The following is an 11523-nucleotide window of genomic DNA, read 5'->3' as shown; positions in this document are numbered from 1 at the left end:
GCCAGCAGGTGGCCTATGCCGTATTTACGTGCCGAGCGCAGGACCGGCAGGCTGTCGTCGATCAGCAGGGTGCGGTCGTTGTGGTAGGGGAGTCTGTCGTGCAGCCGGTGCCAGAAATCCTGCTCCTCCTTGGGGGTACCGAACTCGTGAGAGCAAACTACATGTTCAACATGATTGTGCAGGGCGGTGCGTTCGAACTTGAGCTGCAGGCTCTTGGGGTGGGCGTTGGTTACCAGCACGCTGGTTTTGCCCTGCTCGCGTAATTGATCGAGGAAGTCGGTCACGTAAGGGTGAATGGCAATCAGGTGATCGATCTCGGCCTTGAGGGCGGCGATATCCATATCCAGGGTCTCGCTCCAGTAATCCACACAGTACCAGTTGAGGGTGCCCTCGATGCGGCGAAATACCGGGTATAACGCCTGCTTGGCAGCCGCGATTTCCATCGCGTGTTTTTCGGCATAGCGACGCGGTACATGCTCGGTCCAGAAATAGGTATCAAAATTCAGGTCCAGCAGGGTGCCATCCATGTCCAGCAGCACGGTTTCGATGGAATTCCAGTCAAGCATCGGTGTCAACCAGGGTAAGCCAGGTCCGGTTTGTGATTAACCCTTCCCGCAAAAGCGGTTTTCGACGGGTTGTGCGGGGTGAAACGGTATCCCGTAAACGTACCCGATTGCAGGATTTTGATCTAGGCTTATCGTGTAGGGCAGTGTGTTGGAGGCGGTTATGAACAGCTATGGCAAAATTTTTCTGGCCGGCCTGCTGCTACTGGTTGGCGGCGGTCCGGCAACGGGACAGCAACTGTCGCAGGAGGAGCTGGAGCGCTGGTTCGAGAGCGATGACCCCCATCCGCCTGCCAGCTCGGCGGCGAATGTCAATGAAGGTAATCTGGTTTTTCTCCGGCAGCCGCCAGGCAAGCCGGTGCATCATCACCATAACAAACTGGTGATCAGTGAATTGAGTCTGGCCACCGGCTGGGTCAGGTTGCAGCAATGCCACGATAATATGGACGAGTTCAGCCGGGTTCAGATCCTGTTCAAAAAGGGGCGCATCCGCGATCTGGCTATTACCCGGGCCGATAACATCAGCGAAAGCTGGGTAGAGGATAACAGTGTCCAGCTGCGGGACGTGCGTGCCGGCGCCCGGCTGTGTGTCTCGGGCTGGACCCGGGCGCTGCAAAGCCGTGAGAATGGGCGCTTTACCATGCATAACGGTCCGTTCATGCGCAAGTTCCTGGATGGCTATTATCCGATGCGGGTCAGCATGGATATCGACTACAGTGGCACCGGCTTGCAACTGGTGTCCGTGTCACCGCAACAGCAAACCGGCTTTGATGTCGATCAGCGTCGCGATGGGATCAGTTTCAATGCCTGGTTTGAAGGGCGTCTGAATACCGAGTTGATGTTTCGGCTTGCCGCGGTTAACTGAGGCTGCGATCTGTCGTGCGGGTCGTGCCGAAATCCCTGGCGACCGGCTCGGCATTGATACATGGAGTTGGCCGGGGAATGCTGGCACAATACGCGCCAGCATTCGGCTACCCAGGTGTATCGTGCTCCCATGAGTCACAAGCAACTGAAAACCCTCATCGATCCGGTGAAAAGGATCGCCTATGAAGCCGGCCGGCGAATCATGGTGATCTACGAACAGGGCTTCTCGGTTGAGGAGAAGGAAGACAGCACGCCGCTGACCGAAGCCGATATGGCGGCCCATGAGGCAGTCGAAGCCGGCCTGAGAGCGTTGACGCCGCAGTTGCCGATTCTCTCCGAGGAGTCAAAGCCGATGAGCTTTGACGAACGGGCCAGCTGGTCGACTTACTGGCTGGTGGATCCGCTGGACGGTACCCGCGAATTCATAAAGCGCAACGGCGAGTTCACCGTGAATATTGCGCTGATCGACGATCACGAGCCGATCCTTGGCGTGGTGTATGCGCCGGTGATTGGCAGTCTCTATTATGCCGCCCACGGACTGGGCGCCTACAAGCGCAGCGGCCTGGATGACCCACAAGCCATCCGGGTGCGGGAACACTGTCCGGATAAGATGATCATCGCCGGAAGTCGTTCGCACCAGACTCCCGAGTTCAAGAATTTCATCGCCCAGCTTGATAATTACGAAATCATCAGTATGGGCAGCGCACTCAAGTCCTGCCTGGTGGCCGAAGGCACGGCCGATCTGTATGCCCGTCTCGGGCCGACTTCGGAATGGGATACTGCGGCGGCGCAGTGTATCGTGGAAGAGGCCGGCGGATGCATGACCGATACCAGCATGCAACCGCTGCGTTACAACACCAAGGAAGAACTGCTCAATCCCCACTTTCTGGTGTTCGGCGATCGCTCGATCAACTGGGCCGAATACCTTCAGTGATAACCGCGGCTGTCGTACACCGCCATAATGGCCTTGAGTTCCTCTAACACACGCCCTTGTTCGGCCGGGCTCAAACTGGCCAGTTCAGGAATATTGTCACCGGCTTCCATCTGTTCTATTGCCTCGCGGACCGCTGTGCATCCCTGATTGCAGAGGTGATCAAGATACTGACTGAGCTTGGGATCATCGAGAGTCATGGGCCGGGGTAGAAGTCGGGCTCAGGCGTTTGCAAATGGCGCTTGATCGGCGCTACAGGCACAATCGCGATAAATGCGGAGGATATTTCCGGCTATTGGTACAGAATTACCGGACAGGGCATGCTGGCCGGAGGGAGCTATGGAACAGTGTCTAGTCACTAGTATCTAGCTCCTAGTTACTGGAAAGATGGTGGCCGGGGACAGAATCGAACTGCCGACACGGGGATTTTCAATCCCCTGCTCTACCGACTGAGCTACCCGGCCAATATCAGTGACGAGTTACGAGGGACGAGGGGCGAGTAAAACCGGGTCATGCCGCTGTTTTCTGCCTGTCGGGTGACGAAAGGCTGTTCCTCGTCACTCGTTACTCGTCCCTTGGCCCTTATGGGCAAGAGCCGCGTATTTAACGTGAAAAGCGACCCCGGCGTCAAGTCGAATCAGGCGGAGGGCGGCACGTAGCCTTCAGGGGTGTCGGCCCCTTCGCCGAAGAAGAATTTCTCCATCTGGTCCTCGAGCATTTTACGGTGTTCGGGGTTCATGGGGCTGAGGCGGTATTCGTTGATCAGCATGGTCTGCTGCTGGAGCCACTTCTGCCAGGCTTCCTTGGAGACGTTCTCGTAGATCCGTTTGCCCAGTTCGCCCGGGTAGGGGGGCATGTCCAGCCCTTCGGCTTCTTTATTGAGTTTCGCGCAATGCACCATACGGGCCATGAAAATCTCCTTCGCTCGGGTATTTAATCGGATGTGGCGGCCAGTTCCTGCAGCAGGGCCTTGACCGGCGCGGGCAGGCCCCGTTCGTCAGGCCGGCGTGTGTTATACCAGACTCTTTTACTCGGTTCCATAATTCGCGAATCCTGCGCCGTGATGTGTCCGCGCAGCGGCTGAATATCCAGATGGTAATGGCTGAAGGTATGGCGCAGTGGCGGTTGCGGGGCCAGTTCTGTGGTCTCCAGGCCCAGCTGCTTGGCGCACCACTGCCGGGCGGGCGTCTGCGCCGGGCACTCGGGAAAGCTCCACAGTCCGCCCCAGATGCCGGCTGGCGGACGCTGCTCCAGCAGGACCTCGCCCGCGCTGTTTTGCAGAATCAGCATGGTGGTCTGGCGTACCGGCAGCGCCTTGCGCGGCTTGCGCCCGGGATAATCGTGGGGGTTGCCCTGCCGGCGGGCCTGACACCCCTCCGCCAGCGGGCAGGCCGGGCAGTCGGGCTGGCGCCGGCGGCAAATCGTGGCACCGAGATCCATGATCGCCTGGGTGTAGTCGCGAATCCGGTCTGTCGGCGTATAGGTCTCGGCCAGTTCCCACAGGCGTCTCTCCACCGCTTTTTCGCCCGGCCAGCCGGGTACGGCGTGATAGCGGGCGAGAACCCGTTTGACGTTGCCATCGAGAATTGCGAAACGCTGTTCGTGCGCCTGGGCCAGGATAGCCCCGGCGGTGGAACGCCCGATACCGGGCAGGGCCAGTACCTGCTCGAAATCGGTCGGGAATTGGCCGCCGTGCTGATCGCGGATCTGCTGCGCCGCCCTGTGCAGGTTGCGTCCCCGGGCGTAATACCCCAGCCCGGTCCACAGGTGCAGCACCTCGTCCAGTTCGGCGTCGGCCAGCGCACGGATATCGGGAAAGCGCGCCATGAAGCGTTCGAAATAGGGAATCACGGTCGCCACCTGGGTCTGTTGCAGCATGATCTCCGACACCCAGACCCGGTAGGCGGAGCGTCCCGCTTGCCAGGGCAGATCGTGTCGGCCGCAGCGATCGAACCAGTCGAGCAGCCGCCCGCTGAATGTGGCCTGTGTAGTGGGTTTGGCTTCAGGGGGCATTTCGGGCCTGTTGCTCCAGGTTATTGATCAAGGTGGTGCTTTCGTTGAGCAGTTTGTGCTTGAAGATGGCCGTGCCGATCACCGGCGGGACCCAGAAACCCGGTTGCAAATCGGCGCTGAGGGTCACATGGGTGCCGTCGTCGGCCGGGGCAATATGCCACAGGGTGCGACCCGATTGAAAATCGCTGTGCTGCGGATCGTCGATCAGGCGGATATAGCCCTGTCCCAGCGTGGTGGCGATCTGGACCTGGGTGACCTGCCGACAGAACATCAGCACACAGCCCTCGCTGATGACCTCGATGCGCTGCCGGTTGTCACCCTCCTCGAGGATCCGGCTGCGGACGATCACGTTACTCAGTTGATCGAGCCGGGCGTAATCGGTCAGATGCCGGTAAACCCGCCCGTGCGGGGCGTCAATGCGCATTTGCAGGTGAAGGAGAAAATGATCGCCATCGCGGCGGACCTGCGAGTGCAGCACTTCCCCGGCGGATAACGGCACGCACAGGCATAACAACAACAGCAGGCTGGCGAGTCGTCGGGTCACCGGCCTACTTGAACAAATTCTTGAGCATGTCGCCAGCTTTCTCCTCGAGTTTCTGTTTCAGCTTGTCCTTTTCTTCCTCGACTTTCTCGTCCGCTTTCTTTTTCAGCTCGGCTTTGGCCTTCTCTTCAATGTCATCGAGTGCTTTTTGGCCTTCGCTGCGCAGATAATCGCTGAAGTCCGGCTGTGGCTTCAGTTCGTCAAGCGGTCCCTTGAAATGAATCTTGAAGGGCGTGCGATCCATCTGCGCGTAGGTTTTACCCTGTTCGACCTCGCCTTTGGAGGTCAGTTTGATAAAGGCTGTATAGTCGCTGTAGAGCCGCACCAGATCAAAAGTGCCTTCACCCCGAATCCGACCAAACGGCAGGCGGGCCTGCAGATCCTCGTTGCGTGCCAGTCCGTTTTTGATATTCACGGTGCCGGTAATCTCGGAGAAGTAACTGGCGTTGTCCGCTTGCGGGTTCTTGATGTTGTCGAACTTCTGTTGAATATGATCCAGTCGCTGTTTGGCTTCCAGCAGGTTGCCGGCGTTGATGACGGCCTTGAGGTCATTGTCGATCTCGTTGACGACGTTTTGCAGTTGCGCCATGTCGATGTCCCTGACCTCGGCCTCGTGCACGGCAAACCGGGTGTTACCGCTGAGGGTCTGGCGAATAGCCTGCGGGTCATTGCCGGTAGCGCTCAAAGCCAGTGACAGGTCGGTGCGCCCACGCAGTTTGTCATCGCCCCACAGATCCTGCAGCAGCGGGCCGATCTGAACGCCGGTAATACTCTCATCCAGATTCATTCGCGGGGTGTTGCCGGTCACATCCAGGCGGATATCCCCGCTGTAGTTGCCCTCGTAAAGTTGCGCGCCCAGTGGATGCAACCGAATCCGGCCGTCCCGGGCACGGGTGGTAATGCGAATCTCGCGGGAGTGCAGGTTCATCGCCTTGAGTCGATTGATGCGCAGTGTCCCGTCGATGTCCAGGGGACGAATCACCTCGACCGGAATCAGATCCGCCGCCGCTGCCGTCGCGCTGGCCGGGGTTGCGGGAACCGGTTTGCGTTGATCGGCGGGTGTTTCATTCGCCCCCGTGGCCGGTGTGTCGGTCGCAGGGGGCAGATAACGATCCACATCAATTTGATTGAGCGTCAGTGCGTAGGTGATCGCAGGCCGGGTGAAGTTGCTGACAGCCAGTTCCCCGCTCAATTCACTCTCGTCAAACTGGACAAACAGATCGGAGACCGTGGCCTGCTGGCTGTCACCACTGATTTGTGCGTTCAGTTGCGCCGTGCTCAGGGCTTCGTCGTCGGCCATCGGCGGCAGATCGATCTGCAGTTGTTGTAACAGCGTTTGGGGCGAGAACGGGGCCAGTGTCACGCTGGCCTGGTAGCGTGGGGCCTGCAGTATCCGACTGGCCTCGATATCCGCTTGCAGGCGTAGATCGAAACTGCGCAAGGACAGCGCTTCGGCCGTGGCGGTTTGCCGGGCCAGATCCAGGTGGAGTCGTGGAGCCGCCAGGCGCGCCTCGCCCTGGCCGCCGGGCAGCAACGGGCTGTTCAGGTCGGTCTGAAACTGCAGGTCTTCCAGCAGCAATTGCTGGCGCTCCAGATGGGCGGTGAACTGCAGTGACAGTTTGCCCCGTCCATCCATTTGCGGTGCACGACTTTGCAGCCGAAAGTCGGCCTGCAGGGGGACTGGCGTGGCCAGGGCCACCCGACCGAGGCTCAGGTTGAGCGGATCCACAGCGAAATATTGCCCGCTACTGCGATCGTCCCAGACGATGCGCGCCTGACGAATTTCCAGCCCGGCCACCGCCAGCGCGGCCAGCGGTGGCGGTCCCGAGGCCTGGCTCGGTTCAGGCGTCGGTTCGGCCTGCGCGGGGGCCGGTTGCAGTAAATCGTCCCAGTTGCTGACACCGGCCGCATTGCGTTGCAGGGTCACATCCAGTCCGTCGAGGATAATCTGGCCGACTTCCAGCTCGGCGAACAGCAACGGCCACAGGCGGACCCGTACCTCGACCTGCTGCACGGCGGCAAAGGTTTCCGGTTCAAAGCCCGGTGCGTTGCCCAGGCGCACTTCACCCAGCTCCACGCCCAGCCAGGGGAAGAAGCTCCAGTTAATTTCACCGGGAATACTCAGCTGGCGACCGGTCTGTGCCTCGACGGTCTCGCTGATCTGGTCTTTGTAATCATTCGGGTCAATCACCAGGGTGACGACGGCGATGGTCGCCAGCAGCAACAAGACGATCGCCACCAGGATTATCAGTACGATTTTGAAAAAGGCTCTCATGGCATTCCTGTCAGGGCCGGTGGGTCGGTCCTATAAAGTATCAGTGTCTCATCGGCTTCGGTAGAGGGAACACGTCTGCGATGCCGCTTGTTCGCCGGTTTGTTTATGTGTTGCCCTTCACTGGGCCGGAATTATGAACGGGAATGGCGAAGACGTGTAACGGCAGACTCTCCTTCAGCAAGGCGCAGCGGTCGGCCAGATTCTGGCGACGTTTATACGACTTCGTCGGATGATTGGGTCGTGCCGGATTGCGGTTTGAGTTCAGGGACAAATAACCTTGTGAATCGTACTGTATTATAAGTAGTTTCCCCTATAGGAAATTAGCGCACATTGTCTATGATTGCAGTGGGTCTTTTTGGCGTGCCGATTTGTCGGCACAGGCAGGCACACCATGCACAGCGCAAGGGTGATGACGTTGAAACAGCTCTGGCCAGGTGCCCTCCTGTTGCTGGGTAGTGTCCTGCTTGTCGTGCTTGCAAGCCGGGGCATGGTTTTGCCCTGGTTCCAGTCGCTGCTGTTTGTGCTACTGGCCGGTGGGGCCGGCTGGCTCTGGTACCGAAACCGCCAGTACCGGGACACCCTGAAATGGGCCACTGTTTGTCTCAGGGAACAACACTGCACACCCGCCATGCCATCGAGTACGCCGCGTCTCACCATGGTCCGTCAGTTTCGCTCGGCGCTGCGCGATCTCCTTTACGGCCGTTTGGCTGGCCAATCCCAGGCGGACAACGTTTTTTCACTGCCCGCACGACAGGCCCGGCTATTGGCCCGGACCGTAGTCGACATTCAACAGGATCTGGAGCTGCAGCAGGCGATGCTGGAATTACTGGAGCGCTGTCTCGACAGCAAGCCCGGCGTGGTCGAGGCCCTCGGCGAAGAAGTGGATCTCTCGTTGCACAGTGTGCTGGCCATTCTCGAGGAACTGGCCGAGCAGACCGATAGAATTGCCCTCAACGCGGCGATCGAGGCCGCGCGCAGTGGTGAGCGGTCGGAGAATATTGTCACGGTGACGCGTGAAACCGGCAGCCTGGCCTGGAAAATTCGCCAGTATGTCGGGGAAATCAGTGAGGCCGTCAAGATGCAAGATAACGGCGCCATATCGGATAGTCCCCCGGAAACAACAGAAGAGATAGCCGGACAGGCGCTGGCTCTTTTGCGCCAGTTACGCGAGATCAGCCGCCAGACCGAAATCCGGCTGGATCAGTTACGCAACGCCTGTTCGGGGCTGGCCGAACAGCATGAACAAACCCGGGAATAATTAACTGGCAGGAATAATGGTTTTAAAGATGGAGCGGGTGATGGGAATCGAACCCACATTAGAAGCTTGGGAAGCTCCGGTTCTACCATTGAACTACACCCGCGGGCTCGCGCTATTCTAGCGCGAGCAGGGGCGAGGTACCAGGGACGAGTGACGAGGAAAACCCGGACCCGGGCCGGTTCTGGTCTCTAGCCCCTGGCCCCTTGATCCTGACGCAGTAAGCCCGCAACTGGTAATATAGTGACTCTCGCAAACGGCCTGCGCGGCCGACTCCCTGTTATTACGTGATATTCGGGTGGACGGAAGGATGCAGATTATCGTCAATGGCGAAGACAAGCAGATCGAGCCGGGGCTGACCGCGGCGACACTGGTCGAGCAGATGGGGCTCGGGGGGCGGCGTATCGCCATGGAGGTGAATCGGGAGATTCTGCCGCGCAGCCGTTATGCCGAACATACCTTTGCCGACGGCGATCGGGTCGAAATCGTCCACGCCGTGGGCGGCGGTTGATCTGTCGGCCTGCCCGAAAGGGTATAATCGCTTTTTTCACCCGCCCGATTTTCAGGATGGACCATGAGCAGCAGTAAACACGACACCCCGTTGACGATCGCCGGCAAGGAATACCATTCCCGTCTGCTGGTCGGCAGTGGTAAATACAAAGATCTGGAAGAGACCCGCCTGGCCACCGAGGCCTCCGGCGCCGAGATCGTCACCGTGGCGGTACGTCGCAGCAACATCGGCCAGAACCCGGAAGAGCCCAACCTGCTCGATGCCATCCCGACGGACAAATACACCATCCTTCCCAACACCGCCGGTTGCTATACCGCCGAGGATGCCGTGCGCACCTGCCGCCTGGCCCGCGAGCTGCTGGACGGTCACGATCTGGTCAAACTGGAAGTGCTGGGCGACGAGAAGACCCTGTTCCCCGATGTGCAGCAGACCCTCAAGGCGGCCGAGACCCTGATCCAGGACGGCTTCAAGGTGATGGTCTATACCACCGACGATCTGATCATCGCCAGGGAACTCGAAGCCATGGGTTGCGTGGCGGTGATGCCGCTGGCCGCGCCCATCGGTTCAGGGCTGGGGATCCGCAATCCCTATAACATCCGCTTTATTATCGACGAATTGAGCGTGCCGGTGCTGGTGGACGCCGGGGTCGGCACTGCCTCCGATGCGGCGGTGGCCATGGAGCTGGGGTGCGACGGCGTGTTGATGAACACCGCCATCGCCGGCGCGCAGAATCCGGTGCTGATGGCCTCGGCCATGAAAAAAGCCATCGAGGCCGGCCGCGAGGCCTACCTGGCCGGGCGTGTACCCCGCAAGCAGTACGCCAGTGCCTCGTCGCCACTGGACGGGACCTTTTTCTAAACTCTCGAGAATCCTTGCAGAGGTGCCAGGAACGAGAACGCAGGGAAAGGAATATTTTCAGTCCGCAAATGCACGCGAATCAACGCGAATATAATCTAATGTGTTTTAAGTTAGTTTGCGTTTATTTGCGTGCATTGGCGGACCCAAAAGCACACCTGAAATGTTTCCCGCGTCACTGCGGGGATAAAATCAGTTTTTCCCGATCAGGCTCTCTTCCCCTTTGACCAGCCGGGCGATGTTGCTGCGATGGCGCCAGAAGGAGAGCACCGCCATGGCGGCGGTGGCGATCACCAGTTCCCATACCGGACCGAGAATCAGCCACACATAAACCGGCGCCAGCGCCATGGCGACCAGCGCTGACAGGGAAGAGATCTTCAAGCCTTTGGCAATAAACAGCCAGGTGGCGGCCGTCGCCAGACCCACCCAGAGATTAAACCCGAACAACACGCCCAGCAGCGTCGCCACGCCCTTGCCGCCCCTGAACCGGAAAAACACCGGATACAAATGGCCAACGAAGGCCGCGAATCCAACCAGTCCCAGCACCAGCGGGTTGACCTGCAGCGCGACCGCCAGCAGCACCGGTAGCAACCCCTTGAGCATATCGCCGAGCAACGTGACGACGGCCGCTTTCTTGCTGCCCAGGCGCAGCACATTGGTGGCGCCGGGATTGCCGGAGCCCGTGCCGCGCGGATCGGGCAGCCCCGCCAGCTTGCAGACGATGATGGCCGATGAGAGCGAGCCGAGCAGATAAGCGCCCGCTATCAGACTGTAGTCGATGATTTCCATGGATAAATCCTCCCCACTGGAGGCCGGATTATAGAGGGATTGGCGCAAGCCGTGTATAGTTGGGCGCCAGTTGATCAGGCAAAGTTGTACGAGTATGGATATTATCTACCTCAACGATCTGCGCATCGATACCGTCATCGGTATTTATGACTGGGAGCGGCGCATCAAGCAGACCGTGGTGCTGGATCTGGAGATGGGTGCCGACATCCGTCAGGCAGCCGCCAGCGACCACATCGACGACACCCTCAACTACAAGGCGGTGGCCAAACGCATCATCGGCTTTGTGGAAGAAAGCGAATACCAGCTGGTCGAAACCCTGGCGGAAAAAGTCGCCGAAATCATTCTGGGCGAATTCAGTGTGCCCTGGGTACGGATCCGGCTCAACAAGCAGGGCGCGGTGCGCGGCGCCCGGGATGTGGGCGTGATCATCGAGCGCGGCGCGCAGGCCTGATATGGCACAGATCTACATCAGCATCGGCAGCAATATCGACGCGGAACACAATATTCGCGGTGCCATTCATGCACTGAGAGAGCAGTACGGTGAACTGGTCCTCTCCAGCGTGTACGAAAGCGCTTCGGTCGGATTCGAAGGTGACAACTTCCTTAACCTGGTCGCCGGATTGAAAACGGATCAGCCCGTACAACAGGTCCTTGATACCCTGCACGATATCGAAAACCGCTACGGGCGCAAACGCACCGGCCCGCGCTTTTCATCCAGGACCCTGGATCTGGATCTGCTGCTGTATGACGATCTGGATCTGCAGGATCAGGGTATCGATCTTCCGCGCGAGGAGATCACCCATAACGCCTTCGTCCTGCAACCCCTGGCCGAGATCGCCCCGGCTCTCAAACACCCCCAGCAACAGACCACCATGGCCGAACTGTGGCAACAGTTCGACAAGGCCAGCCAGTCGCTCTGGCCGATT

Annotated in this window: 14 protein-coding genes and 2 tRNA genes; 7 read left to right on the top strand and 9 right to left on the bottom strand. The window is 59.3% G+C overall.

What is annotated here, in order from left to right; genetic code table 11:
• The coding region (yrfG, locus tag RI563_RS01810; protein ID WP_310692632.1) for a GMP/IMP nucleotidase at positions 1-566 on the bottom strand (566 nt) is incomplete at its 3' end.
• Between the two features lie 160 nt (positions 567-726).
• Here yrfG and RI563_RS01805 point away from each other — a divergent pair.
• Both RI563_RS01805 and cysQ read left to right on the top strand, forming a co-directional pair.
• Complete coding sequence (locus tag RI563_RS01805) at positions 727-1428, top strand: alpha/beta hydrolase (protein ID WP_310692631.1); 702 nt, start codon at positions 727-729, stop codon at positions 1426-1428.
• A gap of 129 nt (positions 1429-1557) precedes the next feature.
• Complete coding sequence (gene cysQ / locus RI563_RS01800; protein WP_310692630.1) at positions 1558-2361, top strand: 3'(2'),5'-bisphosphate nucleotidase CysQ; 804 nt, start codon at positions 1558-1560, stop codon at positions 2359-2361.
• On the opposite strand, the gene RI563_RS01795 is transcribed toward cysQ, so the two are convergent.
• The 6 genes from RI563_RS01795 to RI563_RS01770 all read right to left on the bottom strand — a co-directional run bounded on the left by RI563_RS01795 (position 2355) and on the right by RI563_RS01770 (position 7187).
• Positions 2355-2558, bottom strand: coding sequence for a hypothetical protein (locus RI563_RS01795; RefSeq protein ID WP_310692629.1), 204 nt, complete (start codon positions 2556-2558; stop codon positions 2355-2357). The genes cysQ and RI563_RS01795 overlap by 7 nt on opposite strands.
• A gap of 188 nt (positions 2559-2746) precedes the next feature.
• A tRNA-Phe gene (locus RI563_RS01790) sits at positions 2747-2822 on the bottom strand.
• Positions 2823-2995: 173 nt separating this feature from the next.
• On the bottom strand, positions 2996-3268 hold the full coding sequence (locus tag RI563_RS01785) for an oxidative damage protection protein (protein ID WP_310692628.1): 273 nt from the start codon (positions 3266-3268) through the stop codon (positions 2996-2998).
• 23 nt (positions 3269-3291) lie between these two features.
• Positions 3292-4371, bottom strand: coding sequence for an A/G-specific adenine glycosylase (gene mutY, locus RI563_RS01780; RefSeq protein WP_310692627.1), 1080 nt, complete (start codon positions 4369-4371; stop codon positions 3292-3294).
• Positions 4361-4915 (bottom strand): SRPBCC family protein, encoded by a 555-nt coding sequence (locus RI563_RS01775; RefSeq protein WP_310692626.1) that lies wholly within the window; start codon positions 4913-4915, stop codon positions 4361-4363. The genes mutY and RI563_RS01775 overlap by 11 nt, the downstream gene beginning before the upstream one ends.
• Before the next feature lie 4 nt (positions 4916-4919).
• Entirely contained in the window at positions 4920-7187 is a 2268-nt protein-coding gene (locus RI563_RS01770) for an AsmA family protein (RefSeq protein WP_310692625.1), read from the bottom strand.
• Between the two features lie 391 nt (positions 7188-7578).
• Here RI563_RS01770 and RI563_RS01765 point away from each other — a divergent pair, with 391 nt between their 5' ends.
• On the top strand, positions 7579-8445 hold the full coding sequence (locus RI563_RS01765; RefSeq protein WP_310692624.1) for a methyl-accepting chemotaxis protein: 867 nt from the start codon (positions 7579-7581) through the stop codon (positions 8443-8445).
• 29 nt (positions 8446-8474) lie between these two features.
• Here RI563_RS01765 and RI563_RS01760 read toward each other — a convergent pair.
• Positions 8475-8548, bottom strand: a tRNA-Gly gene (locus RI563_RS01760).
• 204 nt (positions 8549-8752) lie between these two features.
• Here RI563_RS01760 and thiS point away from each other — a divergent pair.
• Together thiS and RI563_RS01750 are read left to right on the top strand one after the other, a co-directional pair.
• A complete protein-coding gene (gene thiS / locus RI563_RS01755) occupies positions 8753-8953 on the top strand; it encodes a sulfur carrier protein ThiS (protein ID WP_310692623.1) in 201 nt (66 codons plus the stop codon).
• 63 nt (positions 8954-9016) lie between these two features.
• Entirely contained in the window at positions 9017-9811 is a 795-nt protein-coding gene (locus tag RI563_RS01750) for a thiazole synthase (RefSeq protein ID WP_310692622.1), read from the top strand.
• Between the two features lie 189 nt (positions 9812-10000).
• Here the strand turns inward: RI563_RS01750 and plsY are convergent, their stop codons facing one another.
• Positions 10001-10597, bottom strand: coding sequence for a glycerol-3-phosphate 1-O-acyltransferase PlsY (plsY, locus tag RI563_RS01745; protein ID WP_310692621.1), 597 nt, complete (start codon positions 10595-10597; stop codon positions 10001-10003).
• Positions 10598-10691: 94 nt separating this feature from the next.
• On the opposite strand from plsY, the gene folB reads away from it, so the two are divergent.
• Together folB and folK are read left to right on the top strand one after the other, a co-directional pair.
• Positions 10692-11048: a dihydroneopterin aldolase gene (gene folB / locus RI563_RS01740; RefSeq protein WP_310692620.1), complete on the top strand. Its 357-nt coding sequence runs from the start codon at positions 10692-10694 to the stop codon at positions 11046-11048.
• A gap of 1 nt (position 11049) precedes the next feature.
• On the top strand, positions 11050-11523 hold a 474-nt coding region (gene folK, locus RI563_RS01735; RefSeq protein ID WP_310692619.1), incomplete at its 3' end, for a 2-amino-4-hydroxy-6-hydroxymethyldihydropteridine diphosphokinase.

The sequence above is a fragment of the Thiohalophilus sp. genome (assembly GCF_031581315.1).
Classification (GTDB): domain Bacteria; phylum Pseudomonadota; class Gammaproteobacteria; order UBA6429; family Thiohalophilaceae; genus Thiohalophilus.
Note: the sequence above shows the minus strand (reverse complement) of the source record. Positions and strands in the feature narration are given on the sequence as shown.

Bases quoted from the DNA above. Each gene is read 5' to 3' on its own strand.
- RI563_RS01805 (WP_310692631.1), top strand. From the start codon at position 727: ATGAACAGCTATGGCAAAATTTTTCTGGCCGGCCTGCTGCTACTGGTT.
- cysQ (WP_310692630.1), top strand. From the start codon at position 1,558: ATGAGTCACAAGCAACTGAAAACCCTCATCGATCCGGTGAAAAGGATC.
- RI563_RS01795 (WP_310692629.1), bottom strand. From the start codon at position 2,558: ATGACTCTCGATGATCCCAAGCTCAGTCAGTATCTTGATCACCTCTGC.
- RI563_RS01785 (WP_310692628.1), bottom strand. From the start codon at position 3,268: ATGGCCCGTATGGTGCATTGCGCGAAACTCAATAAAGAAGCCGAAGGG.
- mutY (WP_310692627.1), bottom strand. From the start codon at position 4,371: ATGCCCCCTGAAGCCAAACCCACTACACAGGCCACATTCAGCGGGCGG.
- RI563_RS01770 (WP_310692625.1), bottom strand. From the start codon at position 7,187: ATGAGAGCCTTTTTCAAAATCGTACTGATAATCCTGGTGGCGATCGTC.
- RI563_RS01765 (WP_310692624.1), top strand. From the start codon at position 7,579: ATGCACAGCGCAAGGGTGATGACGTTGAAACAGCTCTGGCCAGGTGCC.
- thiS (WP_310692623.1), top strand. From the start codon at position 8,753: ATGCAGATTATCGTCAATGGCGAAGACAAGCAGATCGAGCCGGGGCTG.
- RI563_RS01750 (WP_310692622.1), top strand. From the start codon at position 9,017: ATGAGCAGCAGTAAACACGACACCCCGTTGACGATCGCCGGCAAGGAA.
- plsY (WP_310692621.1), bottom strand. From the start codon at position 10,597: ATGGAAATCATCGACTACAGTCTGATAGCGGGCGCTTATCTGCTCGGC.
- folB (WP_310692620.1), top strand. From the start codon at position 10,692: ATGGATATTATCTACCTCAACGATCTGCGCATCGATACCGTCATCGGT.